The organism is Variovorax sp. Varisp85 (assembly GCF_047304045.1).
Classification (GTDB): Bacteria; Pseudomonadota; Gammaproteobacteria; order Burkholderiales; family Burkholderiaceae_C; genus Variovorax.
The window spans coordinates 1-26,555 of sequence record NZ_JBGLYN010000007.1 but is presented as its reverse complement, the minus strand read 5'-3'; the positions used below and the strand labels follow the sequence as shown (position 1 = coordinate 26,555).

28 protein-coding genes and 1 pseudogene are annotated in these 26,555 nt (G+C 66.1%); 6 read left to right on the top strand and 23 right to left on the bottom strand.

Annotation, left to right across the window (positions count from 1 at the left end; genetic code table 11):
• Window positions 1-5: 5 nt before the first annotated feature.
• The 4 genes from ACCC97_RS04725 to ACCC97_RS04710 all read right to left on the bottom strand — a co-directional run bounded on the left by ACCC97_RS04725 (window position 6) and on the right by ACCC97_RS04710 (window position 3,445).
• On the bottom strand, window positions 6-704 hold the full coding sequence (locus ACCC97_RS04725; protein WP_007832220.1) for an ankyrin repeat domain-containing protein: 699 nt from the start codon (window positions 702-704) through the stop codon (window positions 6-8).
• Entirely contained in the window at window positions 704-1,213 is a 510-nt protein-coding gene (locus tag ACCC97_RS04720) for a GlcG/HbpS family heme-binding protein (RefSeq protein ID WP_007832221.1), read from the bottom strand. The genes ACCC97_RS04725 and ACCC97_RS04720 overlap by 1 nt, the downstream gene beginning before the upstream one ends.
• A 118-nt stretch (window positions 1,214-1,331) precedes the next feature.
• Window positions 1,332-1,970, bottom strand: coding sequence for a response regulator transcription factor (locus tag ACCC97_RS04715; RefSeq protein WP_007832222.1), 639 nt, complete (start codon window positions 1,968-1,970; stop codon window positions 1,332-1,334).
• Window positions 1,967-3,445, bottom strand: a complete 1,479-nt coding sequence (locus tag ACCC97_RS04710; RefSeq protein WP_413331725.1) for a sensor histidine kinase — start codon at window positions 3,443-3,445, stop codon at window positions 1,967-1,969. Before ACCC97_RS04710 ends, ACCC97_RS04715 begins: the two co-directional genes overlap by 4 nt.
• A 62-nt stretch (window positions 3,446-3,507) precedes the next feature.
• Between ACCC97_RS04710 and ACCC97_RS04705 the strand changes: the two genes are divergently transcribed.
• Window positions 3,508-4,590 (top strand): DUF72 domain-containing protein, encoded by a 1,083-nt coding sequence (locus tag ACCC97_RS04705; RefSeq protein ID WP_413331724.1) that lies wholly within the window; start codon window positions 3,508-3,510, stop codon window positions 4,588-4,590.
• Here the strand turns inward: ACCC97_RS04705 and ACCC97_RS04700 are convergent.
• The 5 genes from ACCC97_RS04700 to ACCC97_RS04680 all read right to left on the bottom strand — a co-directional run bounded on the left by ACCC97_RS04700 (window position 4,587) and on the right by ACCC97_RS04680 (window position 8,255).
• On the bottom strand, window positions 4,587-5,081 hold the full coding sequence (locus ACCC97_RS04700) for a RidA family protein (protein ID WP_007832225.1): 495 nt from the start codon (window positions 5,079-5,081) through the stop codon (window positions 4,587-4,589). The two genes, ACCC97_RS04705 and ACCC97_RS04700, sit on opposite strands and share 4 nt — an antisense overlap.
• A gap of 86 nt (window positions 5,082-5,167) precedes the next feature.
• On the bottom strand, window positions 5,168-5,488 hold the full coding sequence (locus tag ACCC97_RS04695; RefSeq protein ID WP_413331723.1) for a non-heme iron oxygenase ferredoxin subunit: 321 nt from the start codon (window positions 5,486-5,488) through the stop codon (window positions 5,168-5,170).
• An 8-nt stretch (window positions 5,489-5,496) separates the two neighbouring features.
• Window positions 5,497-5,979, bottom strand: coding sequence for an aromatic-ring-hydroxylating dioxygenase subunit beta (locus tag ACCC97_RS04690; protein ID WP_413331722.1), 483 nt, complete (start codon window positions 5,977-5,979; stop codon window positions 5,497-5,499).
• Window positions 5,976-7,232, bottom strand: a complete 1,257-nt coding sequence (locus ACCC97_RS04685) for an aromatic ring-hydroxylating dioxygenase subunit alpha (RefSeq protein ID WP_413331721.1) — start codon at window positions 7,230-7,232, stop codon at window positions 5,976-5,978. The genes ACCC97_RS04690 and ACCC97_RS04685 overlap by 4 nt, the downstream gene beginning before the upstream one ends.
• Window positions 7,233-7,265: 33 nt before the next feature.
• A complete protein-coding gene (locus tag ACCC97_RS04680; protein ID WP_413331720.1) occupies window positions 7,266-8,255 on the bottom strand; it encodes a 2Fe-2S iron-sulfur cluster-binding protein in 990 nt (329 codons plus the stop codon).
• Window positions 8,256-8,380: 125 nt separating this feature from the next.
• Here ACCC97_RS04680 and ACCC97_RS04675 point away from each other — a divergent pair, with 125 nt between their 5' ends.
• Both ACCC97_RS04675 and ACCC97_RS04670 read left to right on the top strand, forming a co-directional pair.
• Window positions 8,381-9,295, top strand: coding sequence for a LysR family transcriptional regulator (locus tag ACCC97_RS04675; RefSeq protein WP_007832233.1), 915 nt, complete (start codon window positions 8,381-8,383; stop codon window positions 9,293-9,295).
• A gap of 70 nt (window positions 9,296-9,365) precedes the next feature.
• Window positions 9,366-9,722 (top strand): annotated as a pseudogene (locus tag ACCC97_RS04670) (transposase); the annotation flags it as partial.
• 83 nt (window positions 9,723-9,805) lie between these two features.
• Here ACCC97_RS04670 and guaA read toward each other — a convergent pair.
• From guaA to guaB, 4 genes are all read right to left on the bottom strand, one after another.
• On the bottom strand, window positions 9,806-11,425 hold the full coding sequence (gene guaA, locus ACCC97_RS04665) for a glutamine-hydrolyzing GMP synthase (protein ID WP_007832237.1): 1,620 nt from the start codon (window positions 11,423-11,425) through the stop codon (window positions 9,806-9,808).
• A gap of 12 nt (window positions 11,426-11,437) precedes the next feature.
• Complete coding sequence (locus ACCC97_RS04660) at window positions 11,438-11,857, bottom strand: type II toxin-antitoxin system VapC family toxin (RefSeq protein ID WP_007832239.1); 420 nt, start codon at window positions 11,855-11,857, stop codon at window positions 11,438-11,440.
• Between the two features lie 11 nt (window positions 11,858-11,868).
• Window positions 11,869-12,117, bottom strand: a complete 249-nt coding sequence (locus ACCC97_RS04655; RefSeq protein ID WP_413311708.1) for a type II toxin-antitoxin system Phd/YefM family antitoxin — start codon at window positions 12,115-12,117, stop codon at window positions 11,869-11,871.
• 77 nt (window positions 12,118-12,194) lie between these two features.
• On the bottom strand, window positions 12,195-13,664 hold the full coding sequence (guaB, locus tag ACCC97_RS04650; RefSeq protein ID WP_007832241.1) for an IMP dehydrogenase: 1,470 nt from the start codon (window positions 13,662-13,664) through the stop codon (window positions 12,195-12,197).
• Between the two features lie 128 nt (window positions 13,665-13,792).
• On the opposite strand from guaB, the gene ACCC97_RS04645 reads away from it, so the two are divergent.
• Window positions 13,793-14,317, top strand: coding sequence for a DUF4124 domain-containing protein (locus tag ACCC97_RS04645; RefSeq protein ID WP_007832242.1), 525 nt, complete (start codon window positions 13,793-13,795; stop codon window positions 14,315-14,317).
• Window positions 14,318-14,324: 7 nt separating this feature from the next.
• Here ACCC97_RS04645 and ACCC97_RS04640 read toward each other — a convergent pair whose 3' ends face one another.
• Both ACCC97_RS04640 and ACCC97_RS04635 read right to left on the bottom strand, forming a co-directional pair.
• The gene (locus tag ACCC97_RS04640; protein WP_413331719.1) at window positions 14,325-14,663 is read right to left on the bottom strand and encodes an RnfH family protein; all 339 of its coding nucleotides are present in this window, start codon (window positions 14,661-14,663) and stop codon (window positions 14,325-14,327) included.
• The gene (locus ACCC97_RS04635) at window positions 14,663-15,109 is read right to left on the bottom strand and encodes a type II toxin-antitoxin system RatA family toxin (RefSeq protein ID WP_007832245.1); all 447 of its coding nucleotides are present in this window, start codon (window positions 15,107-15,109) and stop codon (window positions 14,663-14,665) included. Before ACCC97_RS04635 ends, ACCC97_RS04640 begins: the two co-directional genes overlap by 1 nt.
• A gap of 63 nt (window positions 15,110-15,172) precedes the next feature.
• Here ACCC97_RS04635 and smpB point away from each other — a divergent pair, with 63 nt between their 5' ends.
• Both smpB and ACCC97_RS04625 read left to right on the top strand, forming a co-directional pair.
• On the top strand, window positions 15,173-15,649 hold the full coding sequence (smpB, locus tag ACCC97_RS04630; RefSeq protein WP_007832247.1) for an SsrA-binding protein SmpB: 477 nt from the start codon (window positions 15,173-15,175) through the stop codon (window positions 15,647-15,649).
• Window positions 15,650-15,827: 178 nt separating this feature from the next.
• The gene (locus ACCC97_RS04625; protein ID WP_007832248.1) at window positions 15,828-16,223 is read left to right on the top strand and encodes a hypothetical protein; all 396 of its coding nucleotides are present in this window, start codon (window positions 15,828-15,830) and stop codon (window positions 16,221-16,223) included.
• Window positions 16,224-16,324: 101 nt separating this feature from the next.
• Here ACCC97_RS04625 and ACCC97_RS04620 read toward each other — a convergent pair whose 3' ends face one another.
• From ACCC97_RS04620 to ACCC97_RS04585, 8 genes are all read right to left on the bottom strand, one after another.
• On the bottom strand, window positions 16,325-17,242 hold the full coding sequence (locus ACCC97_RS04620; protein ID WP_007832250.1) for a DMT family transporter: 918 nt from the start codon (window positions 17,240-17,242) through the stop codon (window positions 16,325-16,327).
• 29 nt (window positions 17,243-17,271) lie between these two features.
• The gene (typA, locus tag ACCC97_RS04615) at window positions 17,272-19,110 is read right to left on the bottom strand and encodes a translational GTPase TypA (protein WP_007832252.1); all 1,839 of its coding nucleotides are present in this window, start codon (window positions 19,108-19,110) and stop codon (window positions 17,272-17,274) included.
• Window positions 19,107-20,063 carry a tRNA pseudouridine(55) synthase TruB gene (gene truB, locus ACCC97_RS04610; protein WP_413331718.1) on the bottom strand — a complete coding sequence of 319 codons (957 nt, stop codon included), beginning with the start codon at window positions 20,061-20,063 and terminating at the stop codon, window positions 19,107-19,109. Before truB ends, typA begins: the two co-directional genes overlap by 4 nt.
• A 2-nt stretch (window positions 20,064-20,065) precedes the next feature.
• Window positions 20,066-20,437 carry a 30S ribosome-binding factor RbfA gene (gene rbfA, locus ACCC97_RS04605; protein WP_056518388.1) on the bottom strand — a complete coding sequence of 124 codons (372 nt, stop codon included), beginning with the start codon at window positions 20,435-20,437 and terminating at the stop codon, window positions 20,066-20,068.
• Window positions 20,438-20,458: 21 nt separating this feature from the next.
• A complete protein-coding gene (infB, locus tag ACCC97_RS04600; RefSeq protein WP_413331717.1) occupies window positions 20,459-23,446 on the bottom strand; it encodes a translation initiation factor IF-2 in 2,988 nt (995 codons plus the stop codon).
• A 24-nt stretch (window positions 23,447-23,470) separates the two neighbouring features.
• The gene (gene nusA, locus ACCC97_RS04595; protein ID WP_056596656.1) at window positions 23,471-24,964 is read right to left on the bottom strand and encodes a transcription termination factor NusA; all 1,494 of its coding nucleotides are present in this window, start codon (window positions 24,962-24,964) and stop codon (window positions 23,471-23,473) included.
• A 16-nt stretch (window positions 24,965-24,980) separates the two neighbouring features.
• Window positions 24,981-25,628 carry a ribosome maturation factor RimP gene (gene rimP / locus ACCC97_RS04590; RefSeq protein WP_042673195.1) on the bottom strand — a complete coding sequence of 216 codons (648 nt, stop codon included), beginning with the start codon at window positions 25,626-25,628 and terminating at the stop codon, window positions 24,981-24,983.
• Window positions 25,629-25,823: 195 nt separating this feature from the next.
• Window positions 25,824-26,555: YbfB/YjiJ family MFS transporter (locus tag ACCC97_RS04585; protein ID WP_413331716.1), on the bottom strand; the 732-nt coding region annotated here is incomplete at its 5' end.

Below are 26,555 nucleotides of genomic sequence, written 5' to 3'. Positions count from 1 at the left end.
CGCCCCTATCTTGTACGCGGCGCCTCCAGCAGTTTCACCATCGCGGTGTAGCCGCGCGCCTTGGCCAGCTGCAGCGGCGTGTTGCCCTGGCGGTCGGTCAGCTTGAGGCTGGCGCCGGCATCGATCAGCGCGGCCAGCGTGCGCTGATGGCGCGGGCCGCCGTCGCCGAGCACGATGGATTCGATCACGGCCGTCCAGTGCAGGTTGTTGACGTGGTCGAGCGGCGCACCCGCGGCGATCAGCCGCCGCACCACCTCGTCGTGCCCGAGGTGCGCGGCCGCGATCAGCGCGGTGCCGTCGTAGCGGCTCGTGGTCTGCCCGGCCTTGGCGCCGAGCGACAGCAGCAGGGAAAGCGTCGGCGTGTCATCGGCCACCGACGCGATGGTGACGGCGTCGTAGCGGTCGTCGTCTAGCAGGTCGAGGTTGGCGCCGGCCTTGGCCAGCAGCTTGATCGCCTCGCGCTGCCGCGCATGCGTGGCAACATGCAGCGGCGTGCGGCCGCGCGTGTCGCGCGCATCGAGGTTGGCGCCCGCGGCGGCCAGCGCCTTCAGCTTCTGCAGGTCGCCATGCCATGCAGCCTGGTGCAGTCCCTCGTAGGCCAGCACCTCCGCTGCCAGCGGCGGCACCTGGGCGAGCGCGCTGATCGGCACGCCCAACCCGAGCGCGATCGCCAGCACACCCGGCCAGATGCCGCGCGCCTTCATCAGAGCAGGCCCTTGACCTTTTCCAGCGCCGCGTTGGCGCACTGGTCGTCGAGGTGGCCGCCGGGTGCGCCGCCCACACCGACCGCGCCGATCACTTCATTGCCCGACTTGACCGGCACGCCGCCGCCCAGCAGCAGGAAGCCCGGCAGGTAGACCAGATTGGCCGCACCTGCGTTCTTCTGCGCGCCTTCCATCATGGCCTGCGTCGGGCTCTTGGCCGAGGCCGAGGTCCAGGCCTTGCGCTCGCTCGAAGCCAGCGTGTGCGGGCCGGCGTTGTCGGCGCGCTGCACGGCACGCACGGTGCCGGCGCGGTCGACCACGGTGGCCGCCACGTTGTAGCCGTTGGCCGCGCAGGCGGCCACGGCTTCGGCCGCGATCTGGTTGGCCAGCGCGAGCGAGATGTTCTTTTCGGTGCGCACGGCCGAAGCCGCGGGTGCGGGCGTCTGGGCCTGGACCGCGGAAGCGGCAAGCAGGACGGCGAGGCCGCCGAGGCGAAGGATGGAATGCATTGTTCGTTTTCTCCAGTGGATGCGGGTGGTTGCGCCGGCTGTTGCCGACGGCTGCGCCACTGTAGAAAACCCGGCGCGCAACGGCCATTCGTACGGCTACGCGCGGTGCTCCGTAGTTCTACGGAGCGCTGTCCACCAGCACGGCGTAGCGCCGGATCAATTGCGCGAGCGAATCGCAGCCGAGCTTGGCGAACAGGTTGGCGCGGTGCGTCTCGACCGTGCGCGGCGACAGCGCGAGCGTGCGCGCGATCTCCTTGTTGGTCAGCCCCTGCACGATGAAGGCGAGCACCTCGCGCTCGCGCTCCGACAGCTGAGCCACCCGCTCGCGCGCGGCGTTGTCCGCCTGCGAGCGTTCGCGCGAGCGCACGTGCTGCCGCACGGCCTGCTGCAGCGCTTCGAGCAATTGCTCGTCGTCCACCGGCTTTTCGAGAAACTCGGCCGCGCCGGCCTTGAAGGCGCGGCGGCACATCTCGACCGTGCCGTGGCCGGTCAGCATGATCACGGGCTGGTCGACGCCCTGCGCCACCAGACGGTCGAGCACCGTCAGGCCACTGATACCGGGCATGCGCACGTCGAGCACGATGGCGCCGACACTCGCGCGGTCGAACCCGTCGATAAAGGCCTGCGGGTCGGCCCAGGCCTGAACGCGCAGGCCGACCGTACCGATCAGCAGCGACAGGCTGTCGCGCACCGCCTGGTCGTCGTCGATCAGGTGGACCAGCGGAGATTGCGGTGGATGGATGCTCGGCGTGTTCATGGAGACGGTGCGACCAGCGGCAGCAAAAGAGTGAAGCGCGCGCCGCGCGGCGAGGCGTTGGCCGCGCTCAGGCTGCCGCCCATGCCGCTGGCCAGGGTTTCGCTGAGGCTCAGGCCGAGGCCCAGTCCGCCTTCGCGCGTGCTGAAAAAGGGCTCGAAGAGGCGCGGCAGGGCCTCGGGGGCGATGCCGCGTCCGTTGTCGGTCACGGTCAGCACGCCCTCCTGCCCATTGCGGCCGACCGAGACGACGAGGCGCCGCTCGGCCGCCGGCACGAGATCGAGCGCCTGAAGCGCGTTCATCAGTAGGTTGTGCACGATCTGCTCGAGGGCCACGGCCTCGGCCTGCACGCGCACCGGCGCCTGCGCGGTGGCGTCGAACTGCGCGTTGATCGTGTGCTTCGCGAACTCCGGCGCCAGCAGGTGCATGGCGCTGCGCACCACCTCCTGCAGCACCAGCGGCTTCGCGTCGCCCGCGGCCTCTGGACGCTCGATGACGCGGCGCAGGCGTCCCACCACGCTGGCCGCGCGGCGCGCCTGCTCGACGGCCTGCCCCATCGCGTCGCGCGCCGTGGCCAGGTCCGGTGGCTCGTCGCCGAGCAAACGGCGCGCGGCCTGCACGTTGGCCAGCACCGCCGTGAGGGGCTGGTTGAGTTCGTGCGCCAGCCCGGCAGACAGTTCGCCCAGCGCATTGAGCCGCGCGACCTGCCCGAGCCGCAGCAGCTCTTCGGCCCGCCGCCGCGCCACGCGCTGGCGCTGCGCGGTCCACAGGCCTACCAGAAGCGCAGCCGCGGCCACAGCCCAGCCAGCGATGCCGCGCCACGGCAACTCGCCCCATCCCACCTGCCGCTCGGCCACGAGGTCGAAGGGCTGGCTCGGCGAGGCCAGCGCCTTGGTCAGCCCGAAGCGCCATCCGTTCGTGGCCGGTGCACCGGGTTGCAGCACGAGTTGCTGCCCGTCGCGCTGCAGGCTCACCCTCACGGGGCTGCGCTGCGGGTTCATCGGCCAGTCGCGCCACGGCACGGAGCCGGCCAGGTCGACGTCGAGTGCGTAGCTGAACGGCGTGGCGCCGATGACGAGCACATAGCGGCCATGAGCCAGGTCGAGCGCGGCCAGTTCGGGGCGCTGCAGGCTACGCGAACGCGCCTCGGCCGCGGCCAGTGCGCCGGCCTGCACGCCGTCTGCCCAGGGCTCGTCGCGGTCGCTCCGCTGCACGCGCAGGATGGACGAATACACCGAAGGCAGGCGCTGCTCCGGATGGTCCGCGCCGGTGCTGGGCTCCAGCAGCGCGAGCGTGGCCAGCACGGCGTCGTACTGCACCATCTGCTGGCTCATGAGCCGGTGCGCGATGCGCACATCGGTCTCGAAGTCCTGGTGCACCTGCGCCAGTTCGGCGCGCGCGAGCCACACCGCGCCAGCGGCGGTGAGCACCAGCCATGCCAGCCACCAACCACCCTGCGTGCGCAACCACTGTTTCATGGCGCGGATTGTGCCCGGCGCGGCGAGCCTGTCCGGGGTTGGCCGAGAATGCGGGCCCAGACATGGCTGACGTACAGGACTCTCTTTTTCCCGATCTTCCGCGCCCTGAAGAGGCGTCAGCGGCCGCGCCGGCGCCCGCCAAGGCGGAAGCCGAACCGCCCGCGAAGAAGAAATCGCGCACCGGCACGGTCGAACCCGCCCCCACCGATCCGGCACTGGTCGAGCTGGCCGCTGCGCTGCCGCCCAAGCTGCGGCTCGGCACCTCGTCGTGGAGCTATCCGGGCTGGGCCAACCTGGTTTGGGATGGCGAATATGCCGAGACCGTGCTGTCGAAGAACGGCCTCTCCGCGCTGGCGAAGCACCCGCTGTTTCGCACCGTGAGCCTGGACCGCAATTTCTACCGCGCCCTCACCGCCAGCCAGTACGCACGCTACGCGGCAATGGTGCCGGACGACTTCCGCTTCGTGGTGAAGGCGCCGAGCCTCGTGACCGACGCCACCGTGCGCGACGAAAGCGGCCGCGGCATGCAGGCCAACCCCGTGTTCCTCAGCGCCGAGATCGCGCGGCAGGAGTTCGTGCTGCCCGCGCTCGAAGGGCTGGGCCATCGCATCGGCGCGCTGGTGTTCCAGCTGAGCCCGATTCCCGGCCACCTGCTGGCCGACCAGCCCGCGCTGCTGGCGCGCATCGCCGAGATGCTCGACTCGCTGCCCGACCTCGCATCGGTCGCGCCCGATGCGGTGATCGCCGTCGAAGTGCGCGACCCGCAGCTGCTGAACCCCGCCTTCGCCGAGATGCTGCGCAGCGTGCGTGCCACCTTCTGCATGGGCCTGCACGCCAAGATGCCCCCCATCGAGGAGCAGTTACCGATGCTGCGTGCGCTGTGGCCCGGTCCGCTGGTGTGCCGCTGGAACCTGCACCGCCGCCATGGCCGCTTCGGCTACGAGGACGCAGAAAAGCTCTACGGCCCCTTCGACAAGATCGTCGATCCCGATCCCGAGACGCGCGCGGCGCTGGCCAAGGTGATCGCGGGAACCACGCGCGCGGGCCAGAACGCTTTCGTCACCGTGAGCAACAACGCAGAAGGCTGCGCGCCGCTGACCATCGCCCAACTGGCACGCGACCTCATCGGCCTGCCGTCGCGCTAGCCGATGTACTGCTTGGCAGCGACCGTCATCTCGACTTCGACCGTCGCATTTTTCGGCAGTGCATACACGCCGACCGCCGTGCGCACGTGCACGCCGGCCTCGCCGAACACACGGTGCAAGAGGTCGGAAGCGGCATCGGCCACTTCGCTCTGCTGGGTGAAGTCGGCCGTGCATTGCACGAACACGCCCACGCGCAAGACCTTCTCGATGGCATCGAGCGAACCGAAGGCCCTGCGCAGCAGCGCCAGGCTGCGCAGCGTGCAGATCTGCGCGCCTTCGCGGGCCTTGTCGAGCGACACTGTGTCGCCGACGCGGCCGGTGACCACCACCGTGGTGCCCACGCGCGGCACCTGGCCGCTGAGGTAGACCGTGCGGCCGCCGCGCACGAGCGGCACGTAGTGGCCGCCGGCAATGATCTCGCCGTCGAAGCTGTGGCCCAGCTCCGCGGCAATCTGGTCGGCGATCTGGTCCCGGGTCTTTTCTGCTGTCATGGCGCTTCCGTGAAAGGGAGGTTCATTGTCGCCAGCCCTCTCACCGCGCAACAGATACAGAGACTGCAGATCAGCGGCAGAACAGATCAGCCCTCGAACGCGAGAAACACCCGCCCGCCCTCGATCTTCACCAGGTAGCTGCGCAGGTCTTCGGTGAGCGGCGCGCACATCGCCTTGCCCGTGCGCACGTCGAAGCGCCCCTGGTGCAGCGGGCATTCGATTTCGTGGCCCTCGAGAAAACCATCGCACAGCCGCGCATGGCCGTGCGTGCAGATGTTGTCCGTGGCGTGGATGCCGTCCTCGGTGCCGTAGAGGGCGATGTCGCGCCCCTGCACCTCGATGCCCACCACGTCGTCGGAGGGAATGTCGTCGACGGCCGCGGCGTCGACCCAGGTCATGGTGCTCATGGTCGCTTTCAGATGGGATAGATGATGGAGTTCGGGATCATTTCGCTGTCGAACACGCACAGGCGCGACGCGAACTTCAGGCCTTCAGGTGTGGGCACCACGGTGTCGATGTAGCGGCCGACGTTGAACACCGTCGAAGGCCCGTCGAGCTTGGTGCGGAACACCGCGTAGTTGGCCTCGCTCTGGATCGTGCCGTCTTCGTCGACCTTGTGCACCAGTGGCAGGCCAACGACGTGGCGCTGGTAGTACGGATCGTGGAACAGCGTCTCCTTGATGCCGTAGACCCGGTCTTCCAGCATGCCCCGGCTCTCGAACGAGAGCGTGGCCAGGGGCAAATTGCGCTCGTGGTTTTCACGCGGCTGAAGGCGGTAGCTGCATTGCTCCGTGAAGAACGCGGGCCACAGGTCCCAGTGACCGGAATCGACCGCATGGGCATAGGCCGCATAGAGGCGCGAGAGCTCCAGGTAGGCGTTGGCGTCGAGGTTCTTCATGCTTCCATCACCTCGCGCCAGTAGCGGTACATGCCGCGAATCAGTGTCTCCGTCACCATGTGGTCGGTGTTCTCCACCTCGCGCCCGCCGAGTTCGGCCAGCGTGCGATGGAAGGGCTTCTGCTCGAAGCCTTCCTGCGAGAACTCGATGACTTCGCCGTCATCGGCCGAGACGAAACCCGCGGGGCCGAACAGGTTGGCCTGGCGCAGTCGCCGTTGCGTCATCTCCTCTGTGTCGTCCTCGAAGCCGAAATGCGTCCAGACGAAATCGAAGGCCTCGTGTCCCACGGGCTGGATGTGCCGGGTCGAGACGCTGTTGACCTGCTGCTGGAGGATCAGGCTGGGGAACAGCGTCATCATCACCGCGGTCGGCCCGCCCCACCAGGGCTCGGGCACGATGTCGAGAAAGCGCGGGTCCTTCAGCTGCATGCTCTCCTTGAAGCTCGACACCTGCGTGACCTGGGCCGCCTTGCCGCCGGTGCCGCGCGTGGAGATCATCGCGGCGTGGCGGCCGTGCGCGTCCATCTTCAGTTCCGACCTGTTGTCGGCGCGCCAGAGCCCGAAGGTCACGAACCAGGTGTGCAGCAGGCCCGGGTGGTACGGGTCCTTGATGTTCTCCTGCATCAGCTTCCAGTTGCCTGGAATGCGCTGGCGGCTGTAGCCGAGGATGGTGAGCTTGCGGCCGTCGAACAGGCGGTCGAAGTAATGCAGGATGTCGGGCCCGAGAAAGTCCTCGAGCGACTCGATGCCGTGGTCGAATGATGCGAACACCACGCCGCCGCGCGAGGCCACCTTGAGCTTGGTCAGGCCGTGCTCCTCGGTCTTGAAGTCGGCCGGCATGCCGCCGTTGACCTTGCCGTCCTGCTTCACGCCGCGGCGGAATGGCACGCCCTGCAGATCGCCCTTGAGCGTGTAGTTCCACTGGTGGTAGGGGCAGACGAACTCCTTGCGGTTGCCATGGCGCTCGCGGCAGAACTGCATGCCGCGATGCGCGCAGACGTTCTCGAAGACGTGGATCACGCCCTCTTCGTCGCGCGACATGACGACCGAACGCTCGCCGATGGCAGTGCGCTTGAAATCGCCGGGGTTCGGAATCTCGGCTTCCAGACCGACGTAGCACCAGTGCTTTTCGTAGAAGAAGCGCTGCAGCTCCTTCTTGTGCAGCGCCTCGTCGGTATAGGCCATGAAGGGAATGCGACTGCTCTTTTCGCTTTCCCATTTCAATTCGATGGGGAACACGGTTTGCGTGGTCATCGCGGGTCTCCTTTTTTCTCGTGGTTTCTTGCTTCAGATGCCTTGCAGGTAGAAGGCATCGGCGTGGATCTGCTCGGTCGCGAGGCCGCGGCCACGCACCAGCTGGGTCACGGCCTCGACCATCGGCGGCGAGCCGCACAGGTAGGCGCGCCAGCCATCGAGGTTACCGGACCAGTCGGCGCGGATGGCATCGGTGATGAGACCCACACGCTGGTTTTCTTTCGCGGGGCCGGTGACGACCACCACATGCACATTCAGCCCCGGATGCTGCGCCTGCAGTTCGCGCAGCTCGCCCAGGCCGTAGACGTCGGCATCGGAGCGCACGCCCAGGTAGAGGTGGACAGGCTGTGTCAGCCCGGTCGCTATGGCACCGCGCACGATCGAGAGGATGGGCGCCAGCCCCGTGCCGCCCGCCGCGCAGAGCATGGGCCCGCGGTGTTTGGTGCGCAGGTAGGCGGTACCCAGCGGCCCGCTCACGCGCACCGAATCGCCAACGCGCAGCTGCTCGAAGATGTGCGCCGTGACCCGCCCGCCGGGCACCCTGCGCACGTGGAATTCAAGCTCGGCGTCGCGGCTCAGTCCGGCCATGGAATACGGCCGCGCCAGATCAGGCGCGAACTGCAGCTGCGCATACTGCCCCGGGGAAAACTCCAGCGGCTTGTTCGGCTTGAGGCGCAGGCGGCGGATGTCGTGCGTGAGCACGTCGATGCCGGTGACCGTCGCCTTCAGGATGCGCGCCGGATGCACCACCACTTCGTCGGGCTCCGGAATCTCGATGGCGCAGCTTTCGGTCAGCGTGCTCTGGCAGGCCAGTACGTAGCGCTCGCCCTGCCCGTCCGGTCGGATCGCGTCCTGGCCGCCGTCAAGCAGCTGGCCCGACACTACTTTGCAGCGGCAGGTGCCGCAGCGTCCCGACATGCAGCTGTACGACACCGGCACATGGTGTTCCCGCAGCACTTCGAGCAGGTTCGCGCCGGGGCGAACCTCGAGAGTGCGGGCAAGGGGGTGAATGTGAAGGTCCATCGTGGGGTTCTCTTGCGCCGGTGTGGATCCGGCTTGTCTCCGGGCCCGATGATGCTCGGCCCCTGCCGATTGACCAATAGAATTTGGTGAATCATCTGCATCACTGTGCTGAATAAAGGTGCGCCATGCAACTCAAGGACATCGACCTCAACCTGCTGCTGGTGTTCGACCGCATGCTGGCCGAAAAGCGCGTGTCGGCCGTGGCTGAATCACTCGGGCTTTCGCAGCCGGCCATCAGCAATGCGTTGGCGCGGCTGCGCAAGCTGCTGGGCGACGAACTGTTTCTGCGCACCGCGCGCGGCATGGAGCCCACGCCCTTCGCGCTGCAGTTGGCCGAGCCGGTGGCCTACGCCATGGGCGCGCTGCACACGGCGCTCAACCAGCAGGTGGTGTTCGACCCCGCCACGAGCACGCGCGGGTTCACGCTCGCCATGACCGACATCGGCGAGATCTACTTCACGCCGAGGCTGATGGAGGCGCTGTCGGTGGCGGCGCCGGGCGTGACGATCAGCACGCTGCGCAACAACACCGCGACCAACCTGCGCGACGAGTTGGAGGCCGGCCACGTCGACATCGCCATCGGCCTGCTGCCGCAGCTGAAAGCGGGCGTGTTCCAGCGCCGGCTGTTCCTGCAGCGGTACGTGTGCCTGTTCTCGAACGCGCATCCGCTCGCGCACAAGCGCAGCGTTTCGCTCAAGGACTTCAGCGCGGCCGATCACGTGCAGGTGCTGGCTGCCGGCACCGGCCACGGCAAGGCAGACGACGTGATGGCGGCACAGGGCATCCAGCGGCGCATCCGGCTCAAGGTGCCGCACTTCGTTGCCATCGGCCACATCCTGCGATCGAGCGAGATGATCGCGACCGTGCCCGAACGGCTCGCACAGAGCATCGCCGAGCCGTTCGGACTGGTCTGGCGCCCACATCCGGTGGCGCTGCCGCAAATCGCGATCAACCTGTTCTGGCACGCGAAGGCGCATCGCGATCCGGGCAACCAGTGGCTGCGCGGGCTGTTGTTCGACAACTTCGCCGATGGTGACTAGATGAGGCCCCTGAACGGCGTTGTTGCATAACCCTGCGGGAGTGGCCTTCGATCGCGGTTAGGCTAGGCAGATGAGCAAGCCACCGCGGGCGAAGTACCGCACGACGAACTGGAGTGAGTACACCGCGGCGCTCAAGCGCAGGGGATCATTGATGGTTTGGCTCGATGCCGACCTTCAATGGCTGGCTCCTGCCAGTGGTCGCTCAGGCCGGCCCGCTGTGTTCAGCGATGCTGCGATCCAGTTCTGCCTGACCTTGAAGTGCATGTTCGGGCTGGGCCAGCGCCAGGCGACGGGCCTGGCCGAGAGCCTGATCAAGTTGGCCCACTTGGACTGGGCCGTGCCCGACTACAGCACCTTGTCGCGGCGTCAGAAGACATTGAGTGTGGCCATTGCCACGCGCCGCAGCAGCGCGAGCCTACACTTGGTAAGGGAAGGCTCGCCCTGAATTCGGGTTGTGCAACAGCGCCCAGTTTCTCGATAACTAGCGATAGTCCCCGAAGGGACCCGATTTCACTCCCACTCGATCGTCGCAGGCGGCTTGCTCGACACGTCGTACGTCACGCGGTTGATGCCACGCACCTCGTTGATGATCCGCCCCGACACCTTCTTGAGCAGCGCGTAGGGCAGCTCTGCCCAGTCGGCGGTCATGAAGTCACTGGTCTGCACGGCGCGAAGCGCCACCACGTAGTCATAGGTGCGGCCGTCGCCCATCACGCCCACGCTCTTCACTGGCAGGAACACGGTAAAAGCCTGGCTCGTGAGGTCGTACCAGGTCTTGCCCGTTTCGGCGTCGGTGAAGTTTCGCAGTTCCTCGATGAAGATCGCGTCGGCGCGGCGCAGCAGGTCGGCGTATTCCTTCTTCACTTCACCGAGGATGCGCACGCCCAAGCCCGGGCCGGGGAACGGATGGCGATACACCATCTCGGGCGGCAGGCCGAGCGCCACGCCGAGTTCGCGCACTTCGTCCTTGAACAGGTCGCGCAGCGGTTCGAGCAGCTTCAGGCCCAACTGCTCGGGCAGGCCGCCCACGTTGTGATGGCTCTTGATGGTGACGGCCTTCTTGCTCTTGGCGCCGCCCGACTCGATGACGTCGGGGTAGATGGTGCCCTGCGCGAGGAAGGTCGCGCCTTTGTGGCCGCCATCGCCGGCCTTGAGCTTGGCGGCTTCCTGTTTGAACACGGTGACGAACTCGCCGCCGATGATCTTGCGCTTGGCTTCGGGGTCGCTCACGCCGGCGAGCTTGCCGAGGAACAGGTCGCTGGCATCCACGCGAATCACCTTCGCATGCAGCTTGCCTTCGAACATCTCCATGACCATGTCGCCCTCGTTCAGGCGCAGAAGGCCGTGGTCGACGAACACGCAGGTGAGCTGGTCGCCGATGGCACGGTGGATCAGCGCAGCGGCCACGCTCGAATCGACGCCGCCTGAGAGGCCAAGGATGACTTCTTCATCGCCCACCTGCTCGCGGATCTTCTCGACCGCTTCAGCGATGTGATCACGCATGACCCAGTCGGGCTTGGCTTCGCAGATGCCGAGCACGAAGCGCTCGATGATCGCCTTGCCCTGCACCGTGTGCGTCACTTCGGGGTGGAACTGCAGCGCGTAGTAGCGGCGCGCCTCGTCGGCCATGCCGGCGATGGGGCAGCTGTCGGTGCTGGCCATGAGCTTGAAGCCCGGAGGCAGTTCGGTGACCTTGTCGCCATGGCTCATCCACACGTTGAGCATGCCGTGGCCTTCGGGCGTGGTGAAGTCCGAGATGTCTTTCAGCAGCGCGGTGTGGCCATGGGCGCGCACGGCCGCAAAGCCGAACTCGCGCTTGTGGCCGCCTTCGACCTTGCCGCCGAGCTGATGCGCCATGGTCTGCATGCCGTAGCAGATGCCGAACACGGGCACGCCGAGGTCGAATACGGCTTGCGGGCACTTGTCGGTGGTTTCTTCGTACACGCTGGCATGGCTGCCCGACAGGATCACGCCCTTGAGATGGCCGTCGGCCGCGTATTCGCGCACCCATTCGTCGGTGACGTCGCAGGGATGCACCTCGCTGAGCACATGGGCTTCGCGCACGCGGCGTGCAATCAGTTGCGTGACTTGCGAGCCGAAGTCGAGGATGAGGATCTTGTCGTGTTGCATGGGCGTTGGGACTCAGAGCGTTGAAATGTCGAACAGCTTCACGCCCGCCTGGGGCGCTGCCTGGATGAGGTGCTCGTCGAAGGTGGCGAGCGGGAGATTGAGCGACTTGGCGAGCCAGAGGTAGCCGGCGTCGTAGAGCGACACGCCAACGTCGATGGCCACGGCGAGCACGGCCTTGTGCTGTGCGGGCGCGAGCTCGTGCAGTTCGACGCGGTGACGGATGGCGTCGAGCACGCTCCACAGCCCTTCGACTGCCGACGTCGGAATGCGGCCGCTGCGCACGCCGTTGGCGAGGATGTTGGCGCACTCCCATTGCCAGGCATTCGGTGCCTGCGGCTCGACCTCGTCGCGGCGGATGGCGGCGTAGAGCTTGCGGGTGTGTTCGCTGGCCATGTCGGGCAGCAGCCAGGCGGAGGTCACCGAGGCGTCCATGACGAAGGCTGTCACGATTGGCGCCCTTCGTCGAGCAATACGCGCAGTGGCAGACCCGGCTGGATGGCGGCGTGCAGCGCATCGATCTGCCCGAGTTCGCGCTCGATCTGCTCGTCGGTGATGACCGGCTTGCGGCGCACCGGCAGCATGCGCACGACTTCCTTGCCGTGGCGGGTGATGCGAACCTCCTCGCCCTTTTCGACCAGGTCGATCAGGGCCGAGAAGTTGTTCTTGGCTTCAGCGATGCCGATGGATTGCATTTGGGCCAGAAAATCTGAATCTGGCCCAAATTCTAAACTCAGTCTGGCCCGATTTTCAAGGTCTGGCCAGAATGAGCTTATTCAGCGCGGTAGTTCGGCGCTTCCTTCGTGATCTGCACGTCGTGGACGTGGCTCTCGCGAATGCCGGCCGTGGTGATCTCGACGAATTCGGCCTTGTTCTGCATGTCCGCGATGGTGGCGCAGCCGCAATAGCCCATGCTGGCACGCACGCCGCCGGCCATCTGGTAGACGATGGAGACGATCGAGCCCTTATAGGGCACGCGGCCTTCGATGCCCTCGGGCACGAGCTTGTCGGTGTTCGGGTTGCCGGTGGTCGACTCCTGGAAGTACCGATCGGCACTGCCCTGCTGCATCGCACCGATGGAGCCCATGCCGCGGTAGCTCTTGTAGCTGCGGCCCTGGTACAGCACGATTTCGCCCGGCGCCTCTTCGGTACCGGCGAACATGCTGCCCATCATCACGGTGCTGGCGCCGGCCGCGATGGCCTTGGCGATGTCGCCCGAGTAGCGCACGCCGCCATCGGAGATCAGTGGAATGCCCGTGCCTTGCAGTGCGGTGGCGACGCTGTCGACCGCCATGATCTGCGGCACGCCCACGCCGGCCACGATGCGGGTGGTGCAGATGGAGCCAGGGCCGATGCCGACCTTGACCGCGTCGGCGCCAGCGTCGGCCAGTGCGCGCGCGGCATCGCCGGTGGCGATGTTGCCGCCGATGACGTCGACCTGCGGATAGTTCTTCTTGACCCATCGCACGCGCTCGATCACGCCGGCGCTGTGGCCATGTGCGGTGTCGACCACGATGGCGTCGACGCCGGCCTTCACGAGAGCTTCGACGCGCTCTTCGGTGCCGTCACCCACACCGACCGCCGCGCCCACGCGCAGGCGACCGTTGGCATCGCGTGCGGCGTTGGGGAAGCTGGTCTGCTTGGTGATGTCCTTGACGGTGATCAGGCCCTTGAGCTCCCAGTCGCCGTTGATGACCAGCAGGCGTTCGAGCTTGTGCTTGTTCAGCAGCGCCTTGGCCTCGGCCAGCGTGGTGCCGTCGGGCACGGTGATGAGCCGGTCGCGCTGCGTCATGATTTCGCTGACGGGCACGTCGTAGCGGTTCTCGAAGCGCAGGTCGCGTCCCGTGACGATGCCGACCACCTTGCCGGCGTCGACCACCGGGAAGCCCGAGATGCCGAGCTGGTCGGACAGCGCCATCACCTGGCGCACCGAGTGCGTCGGCGTGATCACCACGGGGTCGCGCAGCACGCCCGACTCGTAGCGCTTCACGCGGGCCACTTCGGCGGCCTGCTGTTGCGCGGTGAGGTTCTTGTGCACGATCCCGATACCGCCCTCCTGCGCGATGGCGATCGCGAGGCGGGCTTCAGTCACGGTGTCCATGGCCGCCGAGACGAGCGGCAGGTTCAGCGTGATGTTGCGGGAGAATTTGGTGGCGAGAGAGGTGTCCTTGGGCAGGACTTGGGAGAACGCTGGCACCAACAACACGTCGTCGAAGGTGAGCGCTTTGCCGAGAAGGCGCATGGGTGAAGCTCCAAAAGATGGATTGTAACGAGGCCCCCGACCTGTTTGCCGGGCCGGGCTTTTTCGAAGCGTTGCAAAACCACCCACCCCGCATGTTGCAAAAAGTAAGGCCCGGCTAAACTTCAGGGATGAAATTCGTGCACTGGCTGGTACTGGGATGTGTCGTTGCGCTGCCGCTGTCGGCGAGCGCGCAATGGCAATGGGTCGACAAGAACGGCAAGAAGGTCTTCAGCGATCAGGCGCCACCGCCCGATGTGCCGGAGAAGAACATCCTGCGCCGCGTGGGTCCGCCGCCGGTGTCGCGCGCGAATCCCAACGTCGATGCATCGCCCGCCGAAGGCGCGACTGCGGAGGCTGGTGCACCTGCCAAGACGGCGGGCACGCCGAAGCCCACCGGCGTCGACAAGGAACTCGAGGAAAAGACCAAGAAGGCCGAGGCCGAGGAAAAAGCCAAGCGGGCTGCGGAAGAAGCCAAGGTTGCGAAGGCCAAGGCCGACAACTGCGCGCTCGCGCGCCAGGGCAAGGCCACGGTCGACAGCGGCATCCGCATTGCCAAGGTCAATGCGCAGGGCGAGCGCGAGATCATGGACGACGCTGCGCGCGCCGCCGAGCAGAAGCGCCTTCAGACGGTCATCAACAGCGACTGCAAGTAACCGGCGCTCAGTAGCCGGCCTTGCCGCCCTTGCGGCGATTCGCAAACAGGCCTGTGCCCCGAGCACCCTGGCGCTGGAACCGCTCCCGGCGCGCCACCTTGGGGTCCACCTTGAGGGGACGGCACAGCTCGATGCGGTCGCCGTCCTTCAGGGCCTGCTCCCACTCGACCACCCTGCCCCAGATGCCCGGGGTCATGGCGTGCCGCCAATCCAGATCCGGAAAGCGCAGGGAAAGATCGCTGGCCCGGACCGCATCGGCCAGCGTCGTGTCGGGTGCGAGCCGCAGGACCTGCTCGAACACCTCGCGCGCCGCCGGCGAGCAGCTGAGCGTGACCTCGATGATCATCAGGACGAGCCGTAGACCTGCTCGGCGCGCTTGACGAACGCCTCGACCAGGCTGGAGGCGATGGTGTCGAACACCGGCCCCACCAGTGCCTGCAGGGCGAAGTTGCTGAAGCCGTAGCTCATGTGCAGCTCGACGCGGCAGGCGCGCTCGCCTTGCTCGCCCACGGGCACGAACTTCCATTTGCCATCGAGGTTGGAGAATGGCCCGTCGACCAGCTTCAGCTGCACCTCGCGCCCCGGCACGTGCGTGTTGCGGGTCGTGAAGCTCTGGTGCAAACCGGCGAATGCCAGACCGACTTCGGCCGTCATGCCGGCCTCGTCCTGCTCGAGAATGCGGGCCTTGTCGCACCACGGAAGAAACTGCGGATACCTCGCCACATCGGTGACGAGCGCATACATCTCTTCGGCGCTGTACCAGATGAGGACGGACTTGTTGACTGTTTTCATAGAATCGGCACAGCGTGCGCGACGGATTGTATTGAAGCCATGCAGCCCCCACATTCCCGAGTCATGGCCACAAAGAAACAAGACACCTCCTCCCGCATCGCCGACAACAAGAAGGCCGCGTACAACTATTTCTTCGAAGAGCGCTTCGAGGCCGGCATGGTCCTCGAAGGCTGGGAAGTCAAATCGCTGCGCGAAGGCAAGGTGCAGCTCACCGACGGCTACGTGGTGATCCGCAACGGCGAACTGTTCGTCGTCGGCTGCCAGATCAACCCGCTCAAGAGCGCGTCCACCCACGTCAATCCCGATTCGGTCCGCACCAAGAAGCTGCTTCTGAAGAAGGACGAAATCCGTCGCCTGATAGGCAAGGTCGAGCAAAAGGGCTACACGCTGGTGCCGCTCAACCTGCACTGGAAAGCCGGCAAGGTGAAGTGCGAGATCGCGCTCGCCAAGGGCAAGGCCGAGCACGACAAGCGCGACACCATCAAGGACCGCGAAGGCAAGCGCGAGGTCGAGCGCGCGATGAAGAACCGCAGCCGCTGAGTCTTTTCTGCAGGCGCCATCCCCGGCAGGTTGCCGCACGACCCTTTTGCTCGAACTCGCGACCCCGGCCTACCGCAATTTGTCGTGCCGACCGCATAAACTGCCGGCTCGCGCAATCATCTCGCCTGGCCTGTCACCAAGCTTGTTGTCGCGATTTTTCAACTGAAGGAGAAACTGCATGAAATTGCTCAGCGCCTCGATCCTCGCGGCGGCCCTGCTCGCCGGCTGCGGCGGCATGTCCAACAAGACCGCCAGCGCGCCCGACACGCCCACCCGCACCGCTGACGGCGTGCTGGTCGGACCGAACGGGATGACGCTGTACACCTTCGCCAAGGACACCGCGGGCTCCGGCACCTCCGCCTGCAACGCCCAGTGCGCCACCAACTGGCCCCCGCTCGGCGTGGCCGACGCCGCCAAGCCCATCGGCGGCTACACCATCATCATTCGCGAAGACGGCAAGCGCCAGTGGGCCTACAAGGGCTGGCCGCTGTACTACTGGGCGAAGGATGCCAAGCCCGGCGACAAGACCGGCGATGGTGTCCTGAACGGCGCCTGGAAGGTTGCCCGTCCCTGATCCCCTGCGGATCTGACGCAAAAACGCCGGCATCTGCCGGCGTTTTTTTCTGGTTTCGCGGTGTGGAGGAGATCCGAACCGCACGCGGCAGAACCGGCCCCTCAGTGGGCACCCGGCACCGCGGTGTCGGCGATCGTGCTGCGCCGCCCACGCAATGCCAGCAGTTCGTTGAACACCAGCGCGCCGATGACCAGCACCCCGCCGGTCAGCACGCTCGCTGCAGGCCGCTCTCCCGCGCCGATCCAGGCCAGCGCGATGCCGAAGATCACCTCCAGCAAGGCCAGCAACGCGACCTCAGGCGCCTTCAGCACCTGGGCGCACAGAACCGAGAGCACACAGGGAATGGCGAGCTGGAACACGCCCAGGAAAGCCAGCAGCCCGAGATCATGCGCATTGGCCCTGAAGGGCCAGGCGAAGGGCAACGTGAACAGCGCCGAGAGCACCGCACCAATCAGCACGGCAGGTACCAGGTCGATCCTGCGACCCTTGGCTTGCGCGTGTTGAACCACGGTCCAGTTGGTCGCGCCGGCCAAAGGCACGCACAGCGCAACGAGCGTACCGGCCAGTGAACCGCCGCCGCCCTGCAGCAGTTGCGTGCCGTACATCCAGCCGATGCCGGCCCCCGCGACCACGATGGCCAGCCAGGTGCGCGCGGGCAGCCGATGCCCGATGAAAGAGCGCGCCGCCAGCGCAGTGAACAGCGGCCCGAGCGACATCGTGACGAGCACGCTGGCCGTCGAAGCCAGCGTGAGCGCGACCATGAAGGCCGTGAACATCACGGCCCAGCACACGCCGGAAATCCAGAGTTCGCGCCCGGCATGACGCAGCTGCGAGAACACCGCACGCCCCCGCCAAAGCGGCAAGATCACCAGCAGCGCCAGCATCGTGAAGAAGCTGCGCCAGAAGGTGATCTCGAAACTGTGCGCCTGCGCGAGGTGCCGCGTAACGACGCCCGCCGTGCCCCACATCAGGGTCACGACGGCCATCAGCCAGACGGCGCTGCCGTGCGTCAGGCGCATGAAGGGGGCTGCAATCCGAAAAAAAGCGATCAGCCCTGCGACGTGTCGCGGCCTGCGCGCTTGCGCTCGTGTTCCTTCAGGTAGCGCTTGCGCAGGCGCACGCTCTTGGGCGTGATTTCGACCAGCTCGTCGTCCTCGATGAATTCCACGCCGTATTCGAGCGTGAGTTCGATCGGAGGCGTGATCTTGATCGCGTCTTCCTTGCCCGAGACGCGGAAGTTCGTCAGCTGCTTGGTACGCGTGGCATTCACCACCAGGTCGTTGTCGCGGCTGTGGATGCCGACGATCATGCCTTCGTACACCGGGTCGTTCGCCTTCACGAACATGCGGCCGCGATCGTCGAGCTTGCCCAGGGCGTAGGTGAAGATTTCACCGTCGTCCATGGAGATCAGCACGCCGTTCTTGCGGCTGCCGATCTCGCCCTTGTGCGGCTCGTAGCTGTCGAAGATGTTGCTAATGAGGCCCGAGCCGCGCGTCAGGTTCAGGAATTCGTTGGTGAAGCCGATCAGGCCCCGCGCCGGAATGCGGTATTCGAGGCGCACGCGGCCGCGGCCGTCCGGTTCCATGTTGACGAGTTCGCCCTTGCGCTCGCCCAGTGCCTGCATCACGCCGCCCTGATGCTGTTCTTCGATGTCGGCCGTGACCAGCTCGATGGGTTCGTGCTTTTCGCCGTTGACGTTGCGGAACACCACGCGCGGCTTCGACACGGCCATTTCATAGCCTTCGCGACGCATGTTTTCCAGCAGGATGGTCAGGTGCAGTTCGCCGCGGCCCATGACTTCGAAGACGCCCTCCTCGTCGGTCTCGTTCACGCGCAGCGCCACGTTGTGCTGCAGTTCTTTCTGCAGGCGGTCCCAGATCTGGCGGCTGGTGACATACTTGCCTTCGCGGCCGGCCAGCGGGCTGGTGTTGACGCAGAAATTCATGGTCAGGGTCGGCTCGTCGACCTTGAGCATCGGCAGCGGCGCCGGGTTGGCGGCGTCGGTCACGGTGACGCCGATGCCGATGTCAGCGATGCCGTTGATCAGCACGATCTCGCCGGGGCCGGCTTCTGTCGCCTGCACGCGGTCCAGGCCCTGGAACGTCAGCACCTGGTTGACGCGGCCCTTCACGGCCTTGCCATCCGGACCTTCCATCACGATCACGTCCGTCATCGGCTTCAGCGTGCCCTGGCTGATGCGGCCCACGCCGATGCGGCCGACGAAGGTCGAGAAGTCGAGCGCGGAAATCTGCAGTTGCAGCGGCGCGGCGGGGTCGCCCTTTTGCGACGGCACGTGCTTCAGGATGGTGTTGAACAGGGCCGACATGTCGGGGCCCCACTGCTCGCCCTGTGCGCCTTCTTCCAGCGACGACCAGCCGTTGATGCCCGAGGCGTACACCACGGGGAAGTCCAGCTGCTCGTCGGTTGCGCCGAGCTTGTCGAACAGGTCGAAGGCGGCATTGACCACCTTGTCGGGGTTCGCGCCGGGCTTGTCGACCTTGTTCACCACGAGGATAGGCTTCAGGCCCAGGGCCAGCGCCTTCTTGGTCACGAAGCGCGTCTGCGGCATCGGGCCTTCCTGTGCATCGATCAGCAGCACCACGCCGTCGACCATCGACAGCGCGCGCTCCACTTCACCGCCGAAGTCCGCGTGGCCCGGGGTGTCGACGATGTTGATGTGCGTGCCTTCCCAGGTCACGGCGCAGTTCTTGGCCAGGATCGTGATGCCACGTTCCTTTTCGATGGCATTGTTGTCCATCACCGTGTCGACCACTTTCTCGTGCTCGGCGAAGGTGCCGGACTGGCGCAGCAGTTGGTCGACCATCGTGGTCTTGCCATGGTCCACGTGGGCAATGATGGCGATATTGCGGATTTGGTTGGTACTCATGGTGTCGCTTCGATCTGTTGTGCGTTCAAAAGAATTTGCTGGATTTCGATGGGGTTCAGCAAGCGCCCCGGTATCAGTTCGCCGGCCGTGACGTGGGCCGTGCCGAGGAAGGCAGGTGGCTCGGTGCCGAACACGGCCACCTCGCTCGCATCGGCCCAACTGCCGCGGCGGCGCAGGCCCGAGAGAAAACGTGCCGAATCTTCCGCGCCGAGCGTGACGCGGCTGTGGCCGTCCACCAGAGCTTCGGCAGGCAGGAGCCGTGCCAGTCGCTCTTCTTCGTCCAAGGCTTCGAGCGCCTCGAGCGTGATGCACCGGGCTTCGACGAAGCCGCCAGTGGCGGTGCGGCGCAACGAGGTCAGGTGCGCACCGCAGCCCAGCGCCTCGCCGATGTCTTCGCCGAGGGTGCGGATGTAGGTGCCCTTGCTGACGGCGGCAAGAATGCGGATCGTGTTGTCATCGATGGCGGCGAGTTCGAGCTTGTGTATCACCACGTCGCGCGGCGCGCGCTCGACTTCGATGCCTTCGCGGGCGTACTCGTACAGCGCCTTGCCGTCTTTCTTGAGCGCGCTGTGCATCGGGGGCACCTGGCGGATCGGGCCTGTGAACTGCGCTTCCACGCGCGCCAGGTCTTCCGGCGTGACGTGCACGGGCCGCTCGGCGATCACGTCGCCTTCGGCATCGCCGGTCGCGGTCTTGACGCCCAGACGGGCCGTGGCCGCGTAGGTCTTGTCGGCGTCAAGGTGAAGTTGGCTGAATTTGGTGGCCGCGCCAAAGCACAGCGGCAGGACTCCCGTGGCGAGCGGATCGAGCGTGCCGGTATGGCCCGCCTTTTCGGCGCGCAGCAACCACTTGGCCTTCTGCAAGGCCTGGTTGCTGGAGAGTCCCAGCGGCTTGTCGAGCAACAACACCCCATGCACAGGGCGCCGCTGCACCCGTGTGCGTGGCGCGTTCATGGCTAGTCGTCTTTCGAACGCGAAGCGACGGCCTGCGCGATGAGCGCGTTCATGTCGGCTGCACGCTCGGTGGTGCGGTCGAACAGGAAGTGCAGCGTGGGCACGGTGTGGATATGCAGGCGCTTGAACAGGCCGTTGCGCAGGAATCCCGCGGCCTGGTTCAACGCTTCGGTGGTCTCGTCCACGTCGCCCGTGAGCAGGCTGAAGAAGATCTTCGCATGCGCATAGTCCGGCGTGACCTCGACCGCCTGAATCGTGACCATGCCCACGCGCGGGTCCTTCAACTCACGCGCGATCAGCTCCGTCAGATCGCGCTGGATCTGGTCGGCAACCTTGAACGCGCGGTTGGGGGCGGCGGCTTTTCTTTTCGGCATGGACTCTCTCGCTTCGAACGCTTACAGCGTCCGGGCGATTTCCTTGATTTCGAAGAACTCGAGCTGATCGCCTTCCTTGATGTCGTTGTAGTTCTTGAGTTTGATACCGCACTCAAAACCTTCGCGGACTTCGCGGACATCGTCCTTCATGCGCTTGATCGAGTCGACTTCGCCGGTGTAGATCACCACGTTGTCGCGAAGCAGGCGGAAGTGCGCACTGCGGTTGACCGAGCCCGATGTGATGTACGAACCCGCGACCGTACCGATCTTCGAGGCCACGAACACCGTGCGGATCTCGGCCGAGCCGATGATTTCCTCACGGCGCTCCGGCGCCAGCATGCCCGACATCGCGACCTTGATCTCGTCCACGGCATCGTAAATGATGCTGTAGTAGTTCAGCTGCACGCCGTTGCCTTCGGCCAGCTTGCGCGCACCGGCATCGGCACGCACGTTGAAGCCGATCACGACCGCCTTGGAGGCGATGGCGAGGTTGATGTCGCTTTCGCTGATACCACCCACGCCCGCGTACACCACCTGCACCTTGACCTCGTCCGTCGCCAGCTTGAGCAGCGATTGCGCCAGCGCTTCCTGCGAGCCCTGCACGTCGGCCTTGATGATGATGCGCAGCGTCTGCACTTCGCCGGCCGACAGGTCGGTGAACATGTTCTGCAGGTTCGCGGCTTGCGCCTTCGCCAGCTTGGTGTTGCGGAACTTGCCGGCACGGTAGGTGGCGATTTCGCGCGCACGGCGCTCGTCGCTCATCACCATGAACTCGTCGCCCGCCTGCGGCACTTCGGTCAGGCCCTGGATCTCGACCGGGATCGAGGGGCCCGCGGCCTTGGTCGACTTGCCGTCTTCGTCCAGCATGGCGCGAACGCGGCCGTAAGTCGAGCCGGCCAGCACCACGTCGCCGGTCTTGAGCGTGCCGGACTGCACCAGCACGGTGGCGACCGGGCCGCGGCCCTTGTCGAGCTGGGCTTCGATGACCAGGCCCTTGGCGGCGGCATCCACCGGCGCCTTGAGTTCCAGCACTTCGGCCTGCAGCAGCACCTGCTCGAGCAGGTCGTCGATGCCCTGGCCCGTCTTGGCGGACACCGGCACGAACGGCACGTCGCCGCCGTACTCTTCGGGCACGACCTCTTCGGCCACCAGTTCCTGCTTCACACGGTCCGGGCTGGCATCGGGCTTGTCGATCTTGTTGATCGCAACCACGATCGGCACACCTGCCGCCTTCGCGTGCTTGATGGCTTCCTTGGTCTGGGGCATGACGCCGTCGTCGGCCGCCACCACCAGGATCACGATGTCGGTGGCCTGCGCACCGCGGGCACGCATGGCCGTGAAGGCCTCGTGACCCGGGGTGTCGAGGAAGGACACCATGCCGCGTTCGGTTTGCACGTGGTACGCGCCGATGTGCTGCGTGATGCCGCCGGCTTCGCCCGCGGCGACCTTGGCGCGGCGGATGTAGTCGAGCAGCGAGGTCTTGCCGTGGTCGACGTGGCCCATGACGGTCACGACCGGTGCGCGCGGCAGGGCTTCGGCGGTTTGCGCCGACACGTCCTCGTCGGTGAAGGCTTCCGGATCGTCCAGCGCGGCAACCACGGCGTTGTGACCCATGTCCTCCACGATGATCATCGCGGTGTCCTGATCGAGCGACTGGTTGATGGTCGCCATCATGCCAAGCTTCATCAGCTGCTTGATGACTTCCTGCGCCTTGACGGCCATCTTGTGCGCGAGCTCGGCCACGGTGATGGTTTCGGGCACGTGCACTTCGAGCACGCGTGCCTCGACCGGCGCGGCCGGTGCGTGCTGCTCGTCATGACCGCCACGGTCGTTGCCGCGACGCCCACGCGGGCCTCCGCGCCAATTGCCGCGACCGACGCCGCCGCTGGCATCACCGCGGGTCTTGATTTCCTTCTTCTTGGCGGGATCGCCAGCCCAGCTCGACGAGAGCTTCGCTGACTTGACTTCCTTGCCGGCACCGGCAGCGCCGGGTGCCGCTGCAGCGCCGGGCGCGGCAGGCGCGCCTGGGCGCGCTGCGGGTGCAGCCGGCTTGTGCAGCGTGCCCTTGACCGCGGCCTTCTCGGGCTGCGGCTTCTCGGGCGCCTTGTGCGGCACCAGCACGCGGGCCGGTGCGTTCATCATGGCGCGGATGGCTTCGGCTTCGGCGAGGGCCTTGCGGCGCCGCTCGTCGAGGTCCTTGGCGCGCGCAGCTTCCTCGTCGGCACGGGCCTTCGATTCGGCCGCAGCCTTGGCCTTCGCGTCTTCCTTGGCCTGCATCGCAGCGGTCTGCGCGGCGAGCTTGGTGTCGGCAGCCTGTTGCTCCGCGGCGGCGGCAGCAGCATCAGCCGCTGTCGCTGCGGGCGCTGGCGCCACGGCCGGCGCGGCGGCTGACCTGGCGGCAGCGTTCACTGCCGCGGCCTCCGCGATGGCGGCAGCCTTCTTTTCGGCGGCGATACGAGCGGCTTCCTGCTCGGCTTGTTCGGCGCGTTCGGCTTTTTCAGCCTGTTCGCGTTCACGTGCTTCGGTTTCTTCACGCAGGCGACGCTTTTCGGCCAGCTCTTCTTCCTGGCGGCGGATCAGCTCGGCCTGGCGGCGCGCTTCTTCCTCGCGGCGGGCCAGTTCGGCTTCGTCTACGCGGGGTGCGGCCGGTGCGGCTGCCGGGGCTTCGGCGGCCTGCTGCGCGTGTTCGGGCGTGGCCGGATGGCCATCCTCGCGCTGGATGAAGGTGCGCTTCTTCCGCACCTCCACCTGGATGGTGCGGGCGCGGCCGGTAGCGTCGGCCTGCTTGATCTCGCTGGTCGATTTCTTGGTCAGCGTGATCTTCTTGCGCTCGGGCTCGACAGTGCCATGGCTGGCCTTCAGATGGCCGAGCAGGCGCTGCTTGTCAGCCTCGGTGAGTGCATCGGTGGCGGCCGCTTTGGGCACGCCTGCGCTCTTGAGCTGGTCAAGCAAGGTTTCGGGAGTCTTCTTGAGCTCGTTCGCGAACTCGGCGACAGTGGTACTGGACATATTGGTTTCGTGCCTCCATGACCGTCACTCTTGGCCGGCGAACCAGTGTTCGCGGGCTTTCAAGATGAGGGCTTTGGCGTCATCGGCGCTCTGGCCGGTGATCTCGGTGAGTTCATCGACCGCGAGGTCGGCAAGGTCGTCACGGGTGTTCACACCCGCTTCGGTCAGCTTGGGAATCAGCTCGGGGTCCAGGCCTTCGAGATCGTGCAGGTCTTGCGACACTGCCGATTGGGGCTCGACACCCTCTTCCTTGGCGATTTCCATTGTCAGCAGCGCATCCTTGGCACGCGAGCGCAGCTCATTGATGGTGTCTTCGTCGAAGGCCTCGATCTCCAGCATTTCTGAGATCGGCACGTAGGCCACCTCTTCGAGGCTGTTGAAGCCTTCGGAAATGAGGATGTCGGCGATCTCTTCGTCGACGTCGAGCTTTTCCATGAAGAGCTTACGGCTGGCGTCGGTTTCGCTCGCCTGCTTCTGGGCCGACTCGTTGGCGTCCATGATGTTGATCTTCCAACCGGTGAGGTCGGAAGCCAGGCGCACGTTCTGGCCGCCGCGGCCAATGGCGATCGCGAGGTTTTCCTCGTCGACCACCACGTCCATGGCGTGCTTTTCTTCGTCCACAACGATGGACGACACGTTGGCCGGGGCCAGCGCACCGATCACGAACTGGGCCGGGTCTTCGCTCCACAACACGATGTCCACGCGCTCGCCGGCGAGCTCGTTGGTCACGGCGTTGACGCGGGTACCGCGCACGCCGACGCAGGTGCCGATCGGATCGACGCGCTTGTCGTGCGAGAGCACGGCAATCTTGGCGCGCGAACCGGGGTCGCGAGCACAGCTCTTGATTTCGAGCAGGCCTTGTTCGATCTCGGGCACTTCCTGGCGGAACAGCTCGATCATGAACTCGGGGGCCGAGCGCGAAAGAATGATGGGCGCGCCGCGCAGCGTCAGGTCGACTTCCATGATCATGGCGCGCACGCGGTCGCCATTGCGCAGATTTTCCTTGGCGATCATCTCGCTGCGGCGCAGGCGGCCTTCGACGCGGCCGGCCTCGACGATGATGTCGCCCTTGTCCAGGCGCTTGACGGTGCCCACGAAGATCTTGTCGCCGCGCGACATGAAGTCGTTGAGCAGCATCTCGCGCTCGGCATCGCGAATCTTCTGCAGGATGACCTGCTTGGCGGCCATGGCGCCGATGCGGCCGATCGGCACCGAATCCACCGCTTCTTCGATGTACTCGCCGACTTCGATGTCCGACATTTCTTCCTTGGCTTCGAACAGGAGGATTTCCTGGTCAGGCAGCTGCAGGCCGGCCTCGTCGGGCACGACATGCCAACGGCGGAAGGTCTCGTAGTCGCCGCTGTCGCGATCGACCGCGACGCGGATGTCCACATCGCCCTGATGGAGCTTCTTGGTGGCTTGCGCCAGTGCGGATTCGACCGCGCCGAAGACGACGTCACGCTCGACGTTCTTCTCGCGCGAGATCGCATCCACCAACATCAACATTTCGCGATTCATGCCACCACTCCTCTGGTCAGTCCGGAACCTGCGTTCCGTCGTCAATATCCGAAAAACCCGGTTGGGTTTTGGCCTTGCGGCCCTTGAAATCCACAATGGGCGCGAGCCGCGCGTCGCGCAGCTCGTCCAGCACGAAGCCCAGCGCCTGCAGCGTTGCGGGCGCGCGCTTCTTGCTCACTTTTTGACCTGGCTTGGGCTCCGGCGCATCGCTCCAGACGATTTGCCAGCCCTGGGCGCCAGCGGCACCCTCTACCTTTGCGACCCGCTCCAGCGTGCCGCGAAACTTCTTGCGGTTGGCCGACACCTGGCCCGCCGCTGCCGCGCCCATGGGCGCCTTGAGCGTGATGTCGATCACCTCGCCCACGAAACGCTCGAAATCCTGCTCATTGCGCAGCGGACGGTCAATACCCGGCGAGGACACCTCGAGCCGCTTGTAATCGACACCATCGACCTCGAGCGCGAATTGCAATTGGCGCGTCACCTTCTCGCAGTCCTCAACCGTCACGAAGGGCTCGGGCACACCGGCAGCCACGGCTTCGGAGGTGGGGGCCGTCCAGGGCAAATCAATCGTCACGCGCAGCAATCCCCCGGCCGAGCGCTCGATCTCGACCAGGTCATAGCCGAGACCGGCCACGGTTTGTTCCACTATTTGCTGCAATGCCACGTGTTCGAATGCGCCTTTTGAGTAACTGGATTCATGCCACCCGCCCGCCACGGATGCCAAATCGCCATGAGCTCAGCCATGAATGCTCAGCCCAGAATGCATAGACCAAAAAAAACGGGCGGTTGGTACCCGCCCGTTTGGTCGTGAGCCTCGAATTATATGCTATTTGTGCAATATATGAAGGGGCTTTGCCCCTCAATCGGCCATTGCGCGACGCGATTTAGACCAAACCAACGCAAACAGGACCGCACCGAGTGCCAGCGCCGCCGCCGCGACGAGTAGCGGCAACTGAAAAGACCCGGTTCGCTGGGCCAGCGGCGCCGCAAACAGCGGCCCGATGATCTGCCCTACCCCATAGGAAGCCGTTGCATAGCCGATCAGCCCGGCCGCCGCATTGCCTCGCAGACGACGGGCATCCCGCATGGCGAAAAGCGTGATGGCGGTGAACGGCATGCCCAGCAGCAGGCTGCCGAGCGCAAATCCGGCGATGCTCGGCCACGCCACCGACAGAACGACACCGAGCGCCTGCAGCGCGTAGGCGCCAGCCAGCAGCAGCCGATTGTCCCAATGCGTTGGCGCGCGGGCTCCGATCAACGCCCCCGGAATGATGGCCAGCCCGAACAGCGGCCAGAAGAAATCGGGCCAGGGCGACCCCGGCAGCGCCTGCCGGGCGATCACCGGCAGGAAGGTGGCAGTGATGATGTAGCCAAAACCGGCCAGGCCATAGAGCGCGACCAGCCAGATGGCGTCGCTGCGGTCGGCCGCCGATCCGGCTTCGCGGGCCGCGGCAGCAGGCGCCGGCGCAGCCCCGCCGCCGACCGGTGCCCGCTCGCCGTCGTCGAAAACCCGCCAGATCACCGCGACCAGCACGATTGCCAGGATGCCCAGGCCGATCCACCCCGCCTCGGAACCCCAGCGCCCCAGCAC